The following is a 15,753-nucleotide window of genomic DNA, read 5'->3' on the forward strand; positions in this document are numbered from 1 at the left end:
TAAGGTCGTATAGTGCCGCATAGGGACTAATCGCAAAAGAGATTTGAGGCTGGAACAACTGACTTCACGCCTTTCGCTGTAATACTTTAATTATACAGCAGAGAAGGTACTGCTCTCTCAATGTAATTGAGGAACGTTACCTTCTTTTAGTTGAAAGACTTTTTCAGTGGCCTCCCTCTAAGCGTACCTATGGCAAGCCACGAAGCAGGAACCGTCGGAATCCCCGGTTATTCTTGATTTGTCCAAACACACTTTCCGGCTCAATCATTCGCCTAACGGAATCGATGTAAAAATAGGGCATGTATCTCCTGGAGGAGCGGAGCCGCAAAACCATAATCGAGATAAAACAAAGAAGCTGCTCAAAAGTTTAGCACTTTAGAGCCAGCCCCTTTTTATACTCATCGCATAGCGTGATACAAAACGTGTGCCGCTGCGCCCAATGACGGCGAAGCCGTGTGTTTACTTGCGCTCAATCAGAATCGTCAGGCTCACCAGCGTGACGAACACGGTTGCGCCCATATCGGACAGGATCGCCACCCATAGGGTCAGCCAGCCGGGTACGGCCAGCGCCAGCGCCAGAAGCTTAAGTCCCATCGATACGCAAATGTTGAAGGCTATCGTTCGGTTAACCCGCCGCGATAACCGAATCGCGCCTGGGAGCTTGCCGAGATGATCCTGCATGAGAACGATGTCGGCTGTCTCAATCGCGCTGTCCGTTCCCTTGCCCATGGCTATGCCGAGCTGGGCAGTAGCTAGGGCGGGAGCGTCATTGATGCCGTCGCCGATCATCCCGACGGTTCCCTGCCGGGACAGCTTCTGGATCAGCGACACTTTGTCCTGGGGCAGCAGGCCGCCGATCGCCTCGTCGATACCGACCGCATTGGCGACCTTCTCGGCCGTTTTCTGATGATCACCCGTAAGTATAACGGTGCGCCGGATGCCGCTACGCCGCAGATCGGAGATGACCGAGGGGCTTTCCTCCCGAATCTCGTCGGCGATTCCGAACAGCCCAAGCACCCGTCGCCGATCCGCAACGAGGACCAGAGTTAACCCTTCCTGCTTCATTTCATCGATGGCCAAGGCGATTTCGGGAGGCAGAGAGAGCTGCGTCAGGCTGCTCTCGCTACCCAGCGTGTAGGCTTCGCTTTCATATTCGGCTTCGACGCCGCGTCCGGGTATTGCGCGAACGCTGTCGGCCGGCTTGAAGGCGATGCCTGCCCGGCGCACTTCCTTCATAATGGCTTTGGCCAATGGATGGGAGGAGGCGTTCTCGATCGCGCCGGCAATTTCGAGCAAGCGATCGTCGTAAGCGAGCATCTTCTCGACGTGGGGCTCGCCTTTGGTTAACGTACCCGTCTTGTCGAAGGCGAGCGTGTCCAGCTTGCCGAGCTGTTCGAGGTGAACGCCGCCCTTGATCAGAATGCCATGCCTCGCGTTGCGCGCAATGCCGGCAATGATCGCGATCGGCGATGACAGAATAAGCGCGCAGGGACATCCGACGATAAGGACAGCCAGGCCCTGATACAGCCACTCCGTCCAGCTTCCGTTCAGCAGCAAGGGAGGAATGGCGATCACCAGTACGGCGACGAGCATGATGAGCGGAGTATAGTATTTGGCGAACTTGTTAATGAACAGCTCCGTAGGCGTCTTCGTCTCCTGGGCTTCTTCGACGAGGTGAAGGATTTTGGCCAAGGACGAGTCCCGATACGCCTTGTCGATGCGAACGTGAAGCAGCCCTTCGTTGTTGAGGCTTCCGCCGAATACCGCCTGACCTTCAGCCTTCTCCACGGGCAGAGATTCCCCTGTGATGGCCGCTTCATTCACAGAGCTTCGTCCGCGCGCGACGACTCCGTCCGACGGAATTTTCGCGCCGGGCTTGACGATTACCGTATCGCCGACGCGAAGGGCGGCAATCGGAACGGTCGTTTCCCGACCGTCCTCCTCCAGCCTGACGGCTTCCTTGGGCGCAACGTTAAGCAACGCTTCCATCGAGCGTCGCGCCTTCTCCATGCCAAGACCTTCGAGCAGCTCATTCAATCCGAATAGAATGGCGACGAGCGTCGCTTCCTTCCATTCCCCGATGGAGACGGCGCCGACCAGCGCGATCGTCATCAGCGTATCGATGTTAAACTTCAGGCGAAGCAGATTGCGAAGCCCTTTGTAGAAGGTCGAATATCCGCTCAAAGCGGCGGCCGCCAGATAGAGCGGGACGACGATTCGGGCAGACCAGAGGCCGTCCATGGCCATAGCTCCCAAATAGATCACAGCGGACACGGCCAGAAGCGCGATCATCCTGACGGTGCCTTGTCCGTGTTGGTGATCGTGGTTGTGGTCGTTGTCATGATCATGGCTGTGGCTGTGAGAATGACCATGGTCATTCTCGCGACCAGAAGACTTCTTAAGCGGAGAGGGGCTGACGCTTGATTCCAGGCCTGAAGCTGTATGCGCGGGCAGATCCTGATTAGACTGCGCTTGCACCTCGGATTCGCTGCGCTGATCGATATAAGCGCGTTCCGATTTCAGAATGGCTTTCACCTTATCCAGCGATACGCGCTCGTCCAGAAGCAGCTTGCCGCTGTTGAAGCTAAGCTTGGCGGTCGCACCGTGCTCCAGTCCGCGAATTTCGTTCTCCAGCGTTTGGGCGCAATGTCCGCAGGACAGGCCTTTCACCCGATATTCATTCATGCTGCTCATCCTCCGAAATTGCGATATTAAATGAATACTTGCTCACATATTACTCCTCAAATGCAAAAATGACAACAAAAGATGACAATTATTAAGATTGCACAGCCTGAATATTTCCCATTTCCTTCATGTGAAAAATGTGTTATTCTGAACGGGAACAAACGTTCTATCCAGAATCGGAAGGGGCCAGCGCGTGGGAGATGATCTTAATTCGGAAATCGACGCAGCGATCGCTTATATTCAGCGACACCTCTATGAGCCATTGCCCTTGGCCAAGCTTGCAAGGCACATTGGATACAGTCCGTTTCATTTTACGCGAATGTTCAAGAAAAGGATCGGATTGCCGCCGCTCTATTATGCCTCCGCGCTAAGGCTGCAGAAGGCAAAGGATTTGCTGCTGGAGACGAGCTTGAGCATCCGGGATGTCGGGCTGGAGATCGGTCAGCAGAGCTTGGGCACGTTCACGACCCGCTTTACGGATCGCGTCGGCATGAGCCCGTCCCATTTTCGCCATTCTTCGGAAGCGGCAGGAGCTCATCTTCGCCTGCTGCGGGAATTGAACGATTGGTCTGAGCGTCGGCCGTCGCTTATGCCTCATGGGGCGATCAGAGGAACCGTATTTACCGAAATTCCGTTCGAAGGGGTCATTCTGATCGGGTTGTTCCCCAAGCCGATTCCGGAGGGGCTCCCCCTGTACGGAACATTGATCTCGTCCTCGCGCGAATTTTGGCTGTCCGACATAAAGCCGGGGACCTATTACCTGATGGCAACGTCCGTGTCCTGGGGCGCAAGCGCGAGGGAGTTTCTGTTGCCCCATGCCACCTTGCGTACCCGTTCCAGGGAGCCGATCGTCGTCAAGCCGTATTCCTCCGTGCTGGAATTGCCTGTGACGCTGCATCCGCCCTTGCCGGACGATCCTCCGATATTAATTTCCTTGCCGCTGCTGATGAACCGTTTTCTTAACCGAGTAAGCGGCGGGAGGAGAACGACGGAGATTCCGTCCTTCGCCGGAGACGGTATGCGTTAGCAATCGGTAAGAAATATTCGGGAGCTGGACATGCTACAATGAATCTAGCTTGAAGTCGTCCCACGACGACTACACTATACTTAAGAGGTGAATTGACTATGGCGCTTACAGCGCAAAAGATTTTCCTGAACCTGGCAGTCAGCGATCTGGACAAAACGATGGCCTTCTACCGCGCGGTCGGATTTGAATTCAACGCCCAGTTCACGGATCAGAACGCGGCGTGTATGATCGTCAGCGAAGACATCTTCGTCATGCTGCTCGTCAAGGATTTCTTCAAGACGTTCACCGGCAAGGAGCTTGCCGATCCGTCCGTAACGACCGAAGCGATCGTGGCGATCTCTGCCGACAGCCGGGAGCAGGTGGACGAGATCGCGGACAAAGCGCTGGCAGCGGGAGGCAAGCCGTCCAACCCGCCGACAGACCACGGATTTATGTACGTTCGGAGCTTTCAGGACCTCGACGGCCATCTCTGGGAGATCATGTATATGGATCAGAGCGCGATTGCGCAAGAGTAACGAACGAACACACGCACCGACCCGCGATTATCGCGGGTTTTTCTTTTTATAAACAACCGTTCGCTTATATAATAGGGAGAATGAGGAGCGGAGAGGAGTCGCGAATATGCATCCACTGGTTAAAGAAACGAGTCCGTTTAACGAGATTACGGTCTACGAGACTTCGCATTTCGCAGGGTGCGAGGGGAAGTTCCGCTGCTTGCGCTTCGCGGACGAAGATGTGCAGGGGGCGATGGACCTGAAGGATCGAGATCGGGTCCTTCTCGGCTATCAGAAAGCGCTAATTGGCTTAATGGAGCACGGCAATCCGATGTTCGAGCGAGCGTTCCTTATCGGACACGGCATCGGAACGATCTCAAGGCATTTCAGCCATAAGAAGATCAGAGCGGCGGAGGTTGACGCTGCCGTCGTGGAGATCAGCAGAAAATATTTCGACTATCGCCTGAACAACGTTCTGGTGGGGGACGGGCGGCAATTGCTGGAGGAGGAGCCGTCGAAGGAATTCGACTATATCCTGCTTGACGCATTTACGAGCAAGGGGACGCCGGTTCATTTGACTAGCGAGGAGTTCTTCGCGTTGACCTCGGACAAGCTGCGACCGGGCGGGACGTTGCTCCTGAATGTGATGGGCAGACCGAGAAACGACAGGTTTATCGCGGCGCTGGCCACGACGCTCAAGCGGACCTACGACAGCGTTCAGGCCTATTCCATGCCGACTGAGCGGGACAGCGACAGCCGCAACATCCTTTTTGCCGCAGGGGAAGAACCGCTTCGGCAAGGCCTCCCGGATGGCCTGGGGCTACGAGAATTCGTGCCGGAAGAAGGCCATCTTATCCGGGATAGCATACGCTAAGGCGCCGGACTGTCGGTTAGCGCTGGAAAAACTCGATCCATTCCCGATCCGGGCCGTGAAAGAAGAAGTAGCGATGACCGTTCGGAAGCGCGGTAATCTGGTCAAAGCCGTCCACGAATTCGATGTGCAGTTCTTTTAACCGCTCGTATTCGGCTTCGATATCGTCTACGGTGATCGCGAAATGATGAATTTTTCCTTCCGTAGGCAATTGGGCGTTGTAGCCTTGAATCAGCTCGATCTCTGTTCCCTCTGCACCCGGGGTTCCCAGAAAGGCGAGCTGTAGGAGGCCGTTCGTGTGCGTAAACCGGCTCTTAACCTCCAATCCCACGATTTCCGTGTAGAAGCGGATAGTCTGGTCCATATCGGATACCATCACGCCGACATGATCGATTCTCTTTACAGCCATCTTCATGACCTCCGTCTGTGAAATGAGTCTATCCTAACTTGGGCGATTGGAGGTGTCAATCTTAAAATGAAGGAATTCTAATCTTAATAAAGCAGGGATTCGACACAAATCATCGAAATTAAGCATAAGACAAGTATACGAGCGATAATCGATTGTGTCGAAGGGAGTAACCGTTTTGAAGAAGGCTGTCCTGTCGTTGCTGAGCGTAATCTTATTTTTCACCTTTCAGGGAGGAAACGTTTACGCAAGTCAGAAGGATCTCAAGGAAGCGATCAACGAAGTGGTAGGCACCCCTTACAAATGGGGAGGAACGACAACAAGCGGATTCGATTGCTCCGGATTCGTACGGTACATTTTCAATCAGTACGACATCAAGCTGCCCCGCACCTCAAGCTCGCAAGCGAAGGTAGGGACCAAGGTCGATAAGGACGAGCTGCGTGTCGGAGATATGGTGTTCTTCAATACGAGCGGCAAAGGCATTTCCCACGCGGGCATCTACGTAGGAGACGGCAAGTTCGCCCATTCCTCCAGCAGCAAGGGCGTGCGGATCAACAAGCTGTCCGAATCCTACTATTCCAAGAGATACGTTACTGCTCGTCGGATCGCTTCAGGCGAGAACTATGCGGAAATGGTCAAGGAAGAGCCGGGAGCGGAAGACGACTCCGAAGTATTGGACGACTAGCCGTTACAGCTTAATCATATGCAGCGAACGAACCGCCAACGGATGCGCAGGAGCGCAAGGGTTGGCGGTTTTGTTTGTCGGAATGGCCCACCGATTGTCACGGCGTTGTCACGAATAGCCGCAATATAGCTCCTTCGAGTCATGTTGCCAAGGCTTCAGGCGAGATATAGTTAAAGAATGGGTTTATTCGAGCTTATTTATTATGAGAAGCAGGAGGGCTTTCGATGAAAACGAATCCGCAGCAGAAAAACACCTGGCTGTTCGTCGCATGGGCGTTTTCCGTCATCGCTACGCTGGGCAGTCTGTATTTAAGCGAGGTTCTAGGGTTTGTCCCCTGCAGCCTGTGCTGGTATCAGCGCATTTTTATGTATCCGTTAACGTTCATACTCGGCATCGCTTCGGCCAAGGATCGCCCCGACGCGCTGATCTATGCGCTGCCGCTTGCGATTGTTGGCGGGGGAGTATCCGCGTATCATATTTTGCTGCAGGAGATGCCGCACGACTCCTTCGTCGCATCCTGCGGACCAACCTCCTGCGCGGAGGACGTATTGGACGCTTTCGGGTTTCTGACGGTGCCTATGCTGGCGTTCGCCGCATTCGCGCTGATTGTCTTCTCGTTGATCAAGGCTCGCAAAACCCGCTGAGCCGACACCTTCGAAGCGAAAGGGGAAATGAGCCATGCTGTCCGCCATTCGGATTCTTATCGTCGACGATCACAGCCATGCCAGAGAGGGCATGAGAATGATTCTGGGCTCGGATCCTAGCTTCACGATCGTTGCGGAGGCGGCTGACGGACAGGAAGCGATACGCTTGACCGGGGAATGTATGCCCGATTTGATCCTGATGGACATCAATATGAAAGGAATGAACGGGCTGGAGGCCACGAAGGCGATCAAGTCCCGTTTTCCTTACGTGAAAATCGTTATGGTGACCGTGTCGGACGATATTGCGCATTTGTTCGAAGCGCTCAAGAAAGGCGCACAGGGTTATCTGCTGAAAAACCTGAATCCCTCCGCATGGCACGAATACCTGAAAGCGGTCATCGATGACGAGGCGCCGCTCTCGCGCGAGCTGGCCCATCGGATTCTGCTTGAGTTTGCCCCGAAGGAAGCTCAGCCCGCGTCGGGCGGCAGCCAACTGACTCCACGCGAGCAGGAAATTTTACGCTGGGTGGCCAAGGGCTACTTGAATCGGGAAATCGCGCATGAGCTTGATATTTCCGAGCATACGGTCAAAAACCACCTGAAAAACATTCTTCACAAGCTTCACCTCGATAACCGGGTGCAATTGACGCGTTACGCCTATGAGCAAGGTTTTTTTCAAAATTGACGGTTGACGGCAAAGCCGGGAAAGAGAACGTTATGGGTCGCTCTGGGGAGCGGTCTTTTTGCTTGCGGCCAGTCTCTCCAATCATGCGAACCGTATACGGAGAGAGACGAATAAGCGCCCGGCAACCCATAGGAGCTATTCTGTTCCGCGTATTGATCTCATAGGGTAAAGAAGGACAGGCGACAGCCGAAACTTCGAACAGGACGAGGTGCCCTATGGATACGTTGCGCTTGCAAATATCGGGAATGACATGCGCGGCTTGCTCTTCCCGCATTGAGAAGGGGCTGCAGCGGCTGGACGGAGTTCAGGCGGCCTCGGTGAATCTGGCGACGGCTCAGGCCATTGTCCGCTACGATCGGAGAAAGGTCGGAGATGACGGCATTCGCAGCAAGATCGAGCAATTAGGCTACGGCGCCTCTGCAGCGATCACTGCGCCTCATGAAACGCACGAAGCCGAAATCCGCAGCCTTCGCGCAAGGTTCGCGGTGTCCTTCCTCTTGTCGCTGCCGCTCTTCTGGGCGATGCTTTCCCATATCCCATTGCTTGATCGCCTATGGATTCCCGAGGTGCTCTTATCGCCGCTCTTGCAGTGGGGGCTGGCTACCGTGCTGCAATTCTACGTAGGGTATCCTTTCTATCGGGGAGCTTATCTGGCTCTGAAGCAACGAAGCGCCAATATGGATTCGCTGGTGGCGTTAAGCACTTCCGTGGCCTACTTTTACAGTCACTATCTGCTGCTGCAAGCGCGCTTCGAGATCGCGCACGATCAGCTCTATTTCGATACGATTGCCATGGTTCTAACGGTCATCCTGCTGGGCAAGCTGCTGGAGGCGAAAGCAAAGGGCAGAGCGCTGAAGGATCTGAACGAACTGTATGGATTACAGATTCGTCTTGTGCGGGTGAGAAAAGGGCAGGGCGAGGAGTGGATTCCGGCAGAAGAGCTGAGAAAGGGCGAGGAAGTGATCGTGGAGGCGGGAGAGTGGATTTCAGCCGACGGCAAAATCATAGCGGGGTCAGCCGAGGTCGACGAGGCGCTGCTGACGGGGGAGAGCGCACCGGCGCTGAAATCTGTCGGAGACGACGTGTACAGCGGCACGCGCTGTCTGAACGGGGCATTGCGTATCCGGGCGTCATGCGACGCGAGCGGCACGAGGCTGTCGCGCATGATTGCGATGGTTGAGAACGCGCAAAGCGTGAAGCCGACTCTTGCGAGGAAGGTCGACAAGGCGGCGGCGGTCTTCGTGCCGATTATGGTGCTATGCGCCGTCCTTACCTATGCCTATTGGTCATGGGGAGCGGAAGGCGCGTCCGCCGAGCTGGCGATTCGTCACTCACTGGCCGTACTGCTGATTGCATGTCCCTGCGCGCTTGGCTTGGCCGCCCCCGTTTCTATCCTGATCGCTACGGCGTTGGCGGCGAAGAAGGGCATTCTGTTCAAGGACGGAGGCGCTATGGAGACGCTGGCGAAAGTGGATCGCTTATTGTTCGACAAAACCGGAACATTAACCGAGGGCAAGCCGCGGCTGAAGGCGATCCAGACCACCCGCTATTCCAAAGCCTATCTGCTTCGCATGGCCGCTGCCGTCGAGCGCCAATCCGCCCATTTGCTTGCCGAAGCGATCATGGAAGCGGCGGAAAAACAGGGGATCGTGGTTCCCGAGGCGACGGGAACGATGGAAATCCCCGGCGGCGGCGTACAAGGCCTTGTAGAGGGAAAGCAGGTTCGGGTCGGCCATCGGCAATGGATCGAGTCCGCTGCGGGAGAAGCCTCCGATATGGACGCGATCTTCGGGGAGCTGCCGGCCGATGCGGCCGCGACCGTGCTGTACGTGACTATCGAAGGCAGACATTCGGGAGCCCTTCTGCTGTCGGATACGTTAAGAAGCGAGGCGGCAGAGGTTGTGGCGAAGCTCAAGCCTGCGGCGAAGCTGAGCATCGTAACGGGAGACCAGCCGACTCCGGCTTACGCCATCGCCCGCCAAGCGGGCATAGAGGAGGTTCGCGCAGGCTGCTCTCCGGAACGCAAAGCCGCCGTTGTCGAGGAAGAGCGTCGGGGCGGTCATATCGTCGCCTTCGTCGGCGACGGCAATAACGACGCAGCCGCGCTCGCAGCCGCCGACGTCGGTATCGCGATGGGCGGAGGGGCGGGAGCGGCCATGCAAGTAGGGGATATCGTTCTGGCTCGCAATAGCCTGTCCGGGATTGCGGATGCCTTCCGGCTCAGCAAGGCCGCCCTGAAGAACATTAAGCAGAATATCGCCTTTGCCATTGTGTACAATACCGCAGCGGTGCCGCTGGCTGCCGCGGGTTATCTGGATCCCAAAATCGCCTGCCTGGGCATGGCCGCCAGCTCCGTGCTTGTCGTATCCAACGCGCTGAGGCTTCAATCGGTGGCGCTTGCGGAGAGGGGCCGCGAATGATCTCCGCTCAAACGCTGCTGCTCGTCGCCTTGGCCGGCCTTATGGGCGCCCCCCATTGTCTGGTGATGTGCGGAGGCATCTCGTCGTCCTATATTCTAAACTCGCCGCGAAATCCGATGGCCTCGGCCATCGCTTATCATGCCGGAAGAATCACGACTTATACCGTTACTGGCGGCTTGATGGGGCTGATCGGCTCCTTTCTCAACGTTGCGGGCGCCTATATCGGCTTGCAGAGCATCGCGAGCATTGTCGGCGGCATCCTAATCATCGTATGGACGTACAAACGATACGCGTTGCCCTATCAGCATCGAATCGGCGTGATCGGACGGAGGGCGAACGAGGCGTTGGCCGCCGCTGGCATACGTCGGGAGTGGCCGGGAGTCTATCTGTCTGGCGTCATGCTGGGCTTTATCCCATGCGGACTCACTTACGCGATGCAAATCCAGGCGGCGGCTTCCGGGACATGGGCGGGAGGCATGCTTCTGCTGCTGGTGTTCGGATTATCGACGCTGCCGGTGTTTATTCTGCTGACGATTTTTGCGCTTCGCTTAAACAAGACGCATCGCAAGGGCATGAGGGTGACCGGAGCCGCTCTCGCTTATATCATGGGCTTACTCTCGATCCTAAAAGGCCTGTCCGCCAACGACTGGATTCCGGGGGTTCACCCTTGGCTTTGGTGATCATTAATGTCATTAATAATTATTTTGCCTTGAAAGAATGCACGGCGACCAAGGTTTCTTCGCCTTGCTTAATTGTGACGTTCGCTTGCCATGCGCCCTCCATAACCGGAATGCCCGTAATCTCATATTCCCCTGCGGCAAGCGGCTGCACCACCGCCGGGATATGTCCGCAGAACATGCCCGGCATAACGAAATAAGCGGTCAATTCGGCATCCTGAACAGGATAGCCCGCTGCATTCGTCAAGCTCAGCAAGAGGACATTTGCCGACATGACGGCTGCGACAGGCTGCGAACGGATTTCCGCCCGAAGGCCCGCTCCGTCGGCGACACTGCTGGTCGCGCGCTCCGAATCTCCTCCCCGCTGCAGCATTCCGCTGCTTAAGCTCCCCCCGATCAACAACAATCCGACAACCGCAGCCCCCAAGACGAGTTTATTGGACACGGTATCCCTTCTTCCGCATGATTGCTGTTAAAGATGTATATCCTCCGCATGTGCCATCTATTCCTTATCGACCGAAGGTCCGAATTGGGGATATTCGGCAACTGTCACAAGAATGCCATCGAAACTAGCCCTAAAGAGTTATGTCATAGAAATGGCGATGGGCTAGAATAATAGCAGAAAGCCATTGTATAGACAGGAGTGAGAGGGTGAAATTCAACAGAACGGGGTGGCTGGTCCTGATCCTCTTGGCGGCGGTGAGCCTGACGGCTTGCTCTTCGTCCTCCCAGGCGGGAGATCAAGACCCTAAGGACATTAAGGTGGAATTGGCGACGGAGCCTGCGCAAGCACGCGCGGGGGAAGCGACGAAGCTGCTCGCTACCGTTACGGGGCTTGTGAACGCCAAAGACGGCATCGTCCAATTCGAGATTCGCAAGGCGGGCAACAAGAGCCTGCCCGAGCTGATCGAGGAAGTCGAGCATTCCGGCGACGGCTTGTATTCCGCGAGCTTTACGTTCAAGGAGCCGGCAAGTTACGACGTCTATATTCACATCTATAGCGGCGAGCTTCACATTACGAAGAAGAAACCTGTGGAAGTGATCGAATGAAGCCTTTCAGTCAACGCGGCGCTAGGAAGAGCCTTCGGCTGCTTCTGGCCGGCGCGGCTCTGAGCTTCGCTCTAGGGGCTAGCGCAGTCCACGGCGAATCGCGGCAGCCGGAAGAGCTGGGGCGGGCGCTGCAGGCCGCAATCGACGAAGCGGAGCCCGGAGACAGGCTGGAGCTGGAGGCTGGACGTTATGCGGGGCCGATCATCGTCGACAAGAAGCTTACGATTGCGGGCGGCGGTCGGGCGCAGGTGACCGGCAACGGCGAGGATGCGGTTATCGTCGTTCGCGCGGACGGCGTCGTGCTTGACGGCTTGACCCTTCGGCAGCCGCAATCGGGAGAAGCGACGGCAGTCTTGGTGGAAGAGGCGGATGATGCAACGCTGAGCAATCTGGTGATCGAAACCGACGGTTACGGAATCAAGCTGCGCGGGGCCGATCGGGCAGCGCTGAGCGGCAATCGAATCGATTGGACCGGCGCCGGAGGGGCGCAAGATCGTGTCGGCGTCGGCAGGAAGAGCAACGGGATCGATCTCTACGATTCGCATGACGCGGCAATCGTGTCGAATGAGGTCTACGACATGCGGGACGGAATATATCTGGAGAACAGTCACCGCGCGAATGTGGAGCAGAATCGGGTTTACCGCTCGCGCTACGGCATTCATTGCATGTATACCGACGGTACGCAGATTGTCGGCAACGAAGGGGAGTACAATGTGACCGGCGCCATGGTCATGGGCGTGACGGACGCCCTTGTGAAGGACAACTCCTTTCGCAAGCAGAGCGAGAATGTCAATTCGCAGGGCTTGCTGCTGTTCGACGTCCAGACGTCCCGAATCGAGAACAATCTGTTCGAAGGCAATCGAGTCGGCATCTACATGGAGCAGTCGTCGGATAATCTGTTGACCCGCAACGCCGTCGAGCGCAACTTCATGGGGATTCAGTTTCTCGAATCGGCGAATAACCGATTCAGCGACAACCGGTTTATCGCCAACGTGATCGAGGCGGAGGCATCGGACAGCGCGGGCAACCGGATGGACGGGAACTTCTGGGATGCGGTACAGGGACTCGATTTGCAGGGAGACGGCTTGAGCGATATTTCCTATGAGATCAATCCCTTTTATTCGCAGCTCATCGATAGAACGCCGGCCTTTCAATTGTTTTTTCAATCGCCGGGCATGGTTTATTTAAGCGAGATGTTCACGGCTGACAGGGGCGAGTGGGCAAGGGATGCCGCGCCGTTGATGAGTTTGCCGGACGGAGTACCCAACCCGTCCCAGTCGGAGCCGGAAAGAGGCTCGATGGTGTGGCTGCTGGGGCTGGCGCTGCTGGGCGGTTCGGTATTTATTATGTATAAGGGAGCTAGATAAGGATGAAGAAGTGGACGATGGCATTGGTCATGGGGCTGGCGATTACTCTATTAAGCGCATGCGGAGGCAACAAATACGAGCCCGTGGCGATTAACGAAGATGTGGACGTGTGCGCGATCTGCAATATGCAGGTGAAGGACGATGCCTATGCGACGCAGCTCACGACCAAAGACGGCAAAAACTACAAGTTCGACGATATCGGCTGCATGAACGAATGGAAGTCGCGCAACGGCACCGACAACATCGGCAAGGACTATGTTCGGGATTACAACGACAAGGACTGGGTGGAGTACGAGGAAGCGACTTACGTCTATGACGCTTCGATTCGCACGCCAATGGCGTACGGGATTGTCAGCTTCAAAGACAAAAAGTCGGCGGAAGCCTTCATTGCCGAGCAGGGCGTCGGGAAGCTGATGAGCGCCAAGGAGCTGACCCAGCATACGTGGGAGCAAAACAAAAGCGGCATGAACATGGGCCACACCCACGATGGCGAGGAAGGCGGACATGAAGGCGAAGGCATGGACATGAACACGGACGCAAAAACCCATTAAGCGCAGCGCGGATTTCGCGGCGCCGAGGTTTGCGGTCCATCGCGGACGAGCCTTCTTTTCCAAGTGAACGGGCTAAGCCGGAGAGTCACTATCAACGAACTTATGGAGAGGTCAACATGGCGGATTTGCTGCAAGTAGCCAAAAGGGAGATTCGGATCGGCTTTCGCAACCCGTGGGCTTATTCCTTCCTGGCGCTGTTTTCCATATTCAGTCTGAGCCTGCTGCTGATCAACTCGCGCAATATCGTCGAAGGCTACACCGGGGTCACAGGCTCCATGCTCAGTCTGACGCTGTACCTGCTGCCGTTAATGACTCTGTTTCTGGGCTCCTTCTCGCTTACGGCCGAGAAGGAGGAGGGCAGCTGGCAGCTGCTCTCGACCTATCCCATCGGCACGATGTCGTTCGTGGCGGGCAAATACGCAGGACTTTCGCTCGTGCTGGTGACGATCGTCGCATTCGGCTATGGCCTGATGGGCGTCGTCAGCGCCTTTACCGGTACGGGCTTTGCTTTAAGCACTTATTTGCTGTTTGCCGCTTTTTCAGTCGGGCTGGTTCTGCTGTTTCTGGCCATTGCCATGATTGTCGGCTCTCTGTCGCGCAATCGCTGGCAAGCGTTGACGATCAGCGTAGCCCTTTGGTTTTTCCTGATTATCGGATGGTCTACGATCTTGATCGCCGCGCTTGGCGGGCTGCCGTACTTGTGGATCAAGCCTGTTCTCGTCGTCATGACCTTCCTCAATCCGGCGGAGCTGGTCCGTCTATTCGTCGTCATCAAGCTGGGCGGGGGCTCGGTGCTGGGGCCGGAATACTACGAATGGGTCGGCTGGGTGAGCGGTTCGGGCGGCACGCTGATCTTCCTAGGCGTATGCATCGCTTGGCTCGCGGTCTCGGCTGCTCTCGTCTACTGGATCTGGGAGAGGGGGCGTTCTAATGGCTAATCCGCTTGTCCTCGCAACGGGCATCGGCAAATCGATCAAAAAGCAGACGCTGGTGGAGCCCATCGACCTGAAGGTTGCGGCCGGCGAAGTGTTGGCCTTGTGCGGCGGGAACGGCGCGGGCAAGAGCACGATTCTGAGAATGATCGCCGGCATTCTGCAACCGACCTCCGGAGAGATCCAGGTGAATGGCTTGACCTGGGCGGGGAACCGGGCTCAGTTCGCGAGACAGATCGGCTATATGCCGGACGATTACCAGTTTACGCAAGGGCTGACAGCGATGGAGGCCTTGTCGTTCTGGGCTTCGCTTCGCGGAGTCGACAAGACGCGAGTGCTGGAGACGCTGGCAATCGTCGGGCTGGAGGAGAAGCGGCACGCCAAAGTGCAAACCTTCTCCAAAGGGATGCGTCAACGTCTGCTGTTCGCGCAAGCGATACTAGCCAAGCCACCTCTGCTGATGATGGACGAGCCGACCAACGGGCTGGACCCTTATTGGATGGATGAGTTCGTCAGACTGATTCGCGAAGTAAAACGGGAGGGACATGCCGTTATTTTTTCCACGCATCAGCTTCCCGTTGCCGAAGAGGTGGCGGATCAGGTCATCTTCTTGAACCAAGGCAAAAAATGCGGAGAGGGCAGCGTGGAGCAGTATCGCGCACGCTACGGCGACCATCCGCTTCACGCGGCGTTCCGAGAGGTTCTGGCATGAAGAGAGAAGGGCATTCGTTCAAGAGGAGGCTGACCGCATTCCTCGTTGTTCTCGCGCTTGCCGGATTGATCTCTGTACTGGCGACGACGCTGCTCTCCGATCGGGATACCCGATCGGACGGCTTCGCGCTCGGGGAAGAAGCGCCTCCGATCCAAGGCGTGGATACCGCGGGGCAGCGTATCGCCTTGCAGGACTATCGCGGTCAAGCGGTGGTCGTCAACTTCTGGGCGTCCTGGTGCAAGCCCTGCGTGCAAGAGATGCCGCTGATCGACGAGGCGTATCGAGAAGGCAAATTCAAGCTTATCTCCGTTAACGCAGGGGAATCGAAGGGCACGGTGAACGAATATTTGCGCGAGCACGGGATTTCCTTTCCCGTGTTAATCGATGCGACGGGTCAAGCTTCCGATCGCTATCGGGTCGTTGGGCTGCCGGCGACCTTCGTAATCGATGAGCAGGGCAGATTGAGTCGGATGGGCGTCGGCGAATTGACCGATCGCGAGCAATTGGACGCCTTATTGTCCGGGGCAGGCGAGGAGAGCTAATACGA

17 protein-coding genes are annotated in these 15,753 nt (G+C 56.3%); 14 read left to right on the forward strand and 3 right to left on the reverse strand.

Going from position 1 to position 15,753, the window contains the following annotated elements:
• Positions 1-459 precede the first annotated feature (459 nt).
• A complete protein-coding gene (locus tag ACFO1S_RS13560; RefSeq protein WP_204605939.1) occupies positions 460-2,685 on the reverse strand; it encodes a heavy metal translocating P-type ATPase in 2,226 nt (741 codons plus the stop codon).
• Between the two features lie 193 nt (positions 2,686-2,878).
• Between ACFO1S_RS13560 and ACFO1S_RS13565 the strand changes: the two genes are divergently transcribed.
• The 3 genes from ACFO1S_RS13565 to ACFO1S_RS13575 all read left to right on the forward strand — a co-directional run bounded on the left by ACFO1S_RS13565 (position 2,879) and on the right by ACFO1S_RS13575 (position 5,080).
• Positions 2,879-3,712: a helix-turn-helix domain-containing protein gene (locus tag ACFO1S_RS13565; RefSeq protein ID WP_204605940.1), complete on the forward strand. Its 834-nt coding sequence runs from the start codon at positions 2,879-2,881 to the stop codon at positions 3,710-3,712.
• A gap of 98 nt (positions 3,713-3,810) precedes the next feature.
• Positions 3,811-4,227, forward strand: coding sequence for a VOC family protein (locus ACFO1S_RS13570; protein ID WP_204605941.1), 417 nt, complete (start codon positions 3,811-3,813; stop codon positions 4,225-4,227).
• A 106-nt stretch (positions 4,228-4,333) separates the two neighbouring features.
• Positions 4,334-5,080: a spermidine synthase gene (locus ACFO1S_RS13575; RefSeq protein ID WP_204605942.1), complete on the forward strand. Its 747-nt coding sequence runs from the start codon at positions 4,334-4,336 to the stop codon at positions 5,078-5,080.
• 16 nt (positions 5,081-5,096) lie between these two features.
• On the opposite strand, the gene ACFO1S_RS13580 is transcribed toward ACFO1S_RS13575, so the two are convergent.
• Positions 5,097-5,486 (reverse strand): VOC family protein, encoded by a 390-nt coding sequence (locus tag ACFO1S_RS13580; protein WP_204605943.1) that lies wholly within the window; start codon positions 5,484-5,486, stop codon positions 5,097-5,099.
• Positions 5,487-5,661: 175 nt separating this feature from the next.
• Between ACFO1S_RS13580 and ACFO1S_RS13585 the strand changes: the two genes are divergently transcribed.
• From ACFO1S_RS13585 to ACFO1S_RS13605, 5 genes are all read left to right on the forward strand, one after another.
• Positions 5,662-6,168, forward strand: coding sequence for a C40 family peptidase (locus tag ACFO1S_RS13585; protein ID WP_204605944.1), 507 nt, complete (start codon positions 5,662-5,664; stop codon positions 6,166-6,168).
• Between the two features lie 224 nt (positions 6,169-6,392).
• Complete coding sequence (locus ACFO1S_RS13590) at positions 6,393-6,812, forward strand: disulfide oxidoreductase (RefSeq protein ID WP_204605945.1); 420 nt, start codon at positions 6,393-6,395, stop codon at positions 6,810-6,812.
• Between the two features lie 34 nt (positions 6,813-6,846).
• On the forward strand, positions 6,847-7,497 hold the full coding sequence (locus tag ACFO1S_RS13595; RefSeq protein ID WP_204605946.1) for a response regulator: 651 nt from the start codon (positions 6,847-6,849) through the stop codon (positions 7,495-7,497).
• 215 nt (positions 7,498-7,712) lie between these two features.
• A complete protein-coding gene (locus tag ACFO1S_RS13600) occupies positions 7,713-9,917 on the forward strand; it encodes a heavy metal translocating P-type ATPase (RefSeq protein ID WP_204605947.1) in 2,205 nt (734 codons plus the stop codon).
• Positions 9,914-10,597 carry a sulfite exporter TauE/SafE family protein gene (locus tag ACFO1S_RS13605; RefSeq protein ID WP_204605948.1) on the forward strand — a complete coding sequence of 228 codons (684 nt, stop codon included), beginning with the start codon at positions 9,914-9,916 and terminating at the stop codon, positions 10,595-10,597. The genes ACFO1S_RS13600 and ACFO1S_RS13605 overlap by 4 nt, the downstream gene beginning before the upstream one ends.
• A gap of 19 nt (positions 10,598-10,616) precedes the next feature.
• On the opposite strand, the gene ACFO1S_RS13610 is transcribed toward ACFO1S_RS13605, so the two are convergent.
• The gene (locus tag ACFO1S_RS13610; RefSeq protein ID WP_204605949.1) at positions 10,617-11,039 is read right to left on the reverse strand and encodes a FixH family protein; all 423 of its coding nucleotides are present in this window, start codon (positions 11,037-11,039) and stop codon (positions 10,617-10,619) included.
• A 206-nt stretch (positions 11,040-11,245) separates the two neighbouring features.
• On the opposite strand from ACFO1S_RS13610, the gene ACFO1S_RS13615 reads away from it, so the two are divergent.
• The 6 genes from ACFO1S_RS13615 to ACFO1S_RS13640 all read left to right on the forward strand — a co-directional run bounded on the left by ACFO1S_RS13615 (position 11,246) and on the right by ACFO1S_RS13640 (position 15,748).
• Positions 11,246-11,644: a hypothetical protein gene (locus ACFO1S_RS13615; RefSeq protein WP_204605950.1), complete on the forward strand. Its 399-nt coding sequence runs from the start codon at positions 11,246-11,248 to the stop codon at positions 11,642-11,644.
• Positions 11,641-13,011, forward strand: a complete 1,371-nt coding sequence (locus tag ACFO1S_RS13620; RefSeq protein ID WP_204605951.1) for a right-handed parallel beta-helix repeat-containing protein — start codon at positions 11,641-11,643, stop codon at positions 13,009-13,011. Before ACFO1S_RS13615 ends, ACFO1S_RS13620 begins: the two co-directional genes overlap by 4 nt.
• Before the next feature lie 2 nt (positions 13,012-13,013).
• Positions 13,014-13,562 (forward strand): nitrous oxide reductase accessory protein NosL, encoded by a 549-nt coding sequence (locus tag ACFO1S_RS13625; protein ID WP_204605952.1) that lies wholly within the window; start codon positions 13,014-13,016, stop codon positions 13,560-13,562.
• A gap of 116 nt (positions 13,563-13,678) precedes the next feature.
• On the forward strand, positions 13,679-14,500 hold the full coding sequence (locus tag ACFO1S_RS13630; RefSeq protein ID WP_204605953.1) for an ABC transporter permease: 822 nt from the start codon (positions 13,679-13,681) through the stop codon (positions 14,498-14,500).
• Entirely contained in the window at positions 14,493-15,206 is a 714-nt protein-coding gene (locus ACFO1S_RS13635; protein ID WP_204605954.1) for an ABC transporter ATP-binding protein, read from the forward strand. Before ACFO1S_RS13630 ends, ACFO1S_RS13635 begins: the two co-directional genes overlap by 8 nt.
• A complete protein-coding gene (locus tag ACFO1S_RS13640) occupies positions 15,203-15,748 on the forward strand; it encodes a TlpA family protein disulfide reductase (RefSeq protein ID WP_204605955.1) in 546 nt (181 codons plus the stop codon). The genes ACFO1S_RS13635 and ACFO1S_RS13640 overlap by 4 nt, the downstream gene beginning before the upstream one ends.
• Positions 15,749-15,753: the final 5 nt, after the last annotated feature.

This window comes from Cohnella boryungensis (assembly GCF_042651945.1).
Lineage (GTDB): Bacteria > Bacillota > Bacilli > Paenibacillales > Paenibacillaceae > Cohnella > Cohnella boryungensis.

Bases quoted from the DNA above. Each gene is read 5' to 3' on its own strand.
- ACFO1S_RS13605 (WP_204605948.1), top strand. From the start codon at position 9,914: ATGATCTCCGCTCAAACGCTGCTGCTCGTCGCCTTGGCCGGCCTTATG.
- ACFO1S_RS13590 (WP_204605945.1), top strand. From the start codon at position 6,393: ATGAAAACGAATCCGCAGCAGAAAAACACCTGGCTGTTCGTCGCATGG.
- ACFO1S_RS13575 (WP_204605942.1), top strand. From the start codon at position 4,334: ATGCATCCACTGGTTAAAGAAACGAGTCCGTTTAACGAGATTACGGTC.
- ACFO1S_RS13600 (WP_204605947.1), top strand. From the start codon at position 7,713: ATGGATACGTTGCGCTTGCAAATATCGGGAATGACATGCGCGGCTTGC.
- ACFO1S_RS13640 (WP_204605955.1), top strand. From the start codon at position 15,203: ATGAAGAGAGAAGGGCATTCGTTCAAGAGGAGGCTGACCGCATTCCTC.
- ACFO1S_RS13560 (WP_204605939.1), bottom strand. From the start codon at position 2,685: ATGAATGAATATCGGGTGAAAGGCCTGTCCTGCGGACATTGCGCCCAA.
- ACFO1S_RS13580 (WP_204605943.1), bottom strand. From the start codon at position 5,486: ATGGCTGTAAAGAGAATCGATCATGTCGGCGTGATGGTATCCGATATG.
- ACFO1S_RS13620 (WP_204605951.1), top strand. From the start codon at position 11,641: ATGAAGCCTTTCAGTCAACGCGGCGCTAGGAAGAGCCTTCGGCTGCTT.
- ACFO1S_RS13630 (WP_204605953.1), top strand. From the start codon at position 13,679: ATGGCGGATTTGCTGCAAGTAGCCAAAAGGGAGATTCGGATCGGCTTT.
- ACFO1S_RS13595 (WP_204605946.1), top strand. From the start codon at position 6,847: ATGCTGTCCGCCATTCGGATTCTTATCGTCGACGATCACAGCCATGCC.
- ACFO1S_RS13625 (WP_204605952.1), top strand. From the start codon at position 13,014: ATGAAGAAGTGGACGATGGCATTGGTCATGGGGCTGGCGATTACTCTA.
- ACFO1S_RS13635 (WP_204605954.1), top strand. From the start codon at position 14,493: ATGGCTAATCCGCTTGTCCTCGCAACGGGCATCGGCAAATCGATCAAA.
- ACFO1S_RS13570 (WP_204605941.1), top strand. From the start codon at position 3,811: ATGGCGCTTACAGCGCAAAAGATTTTCCTGAACCTGGCAGTCAGCGAT.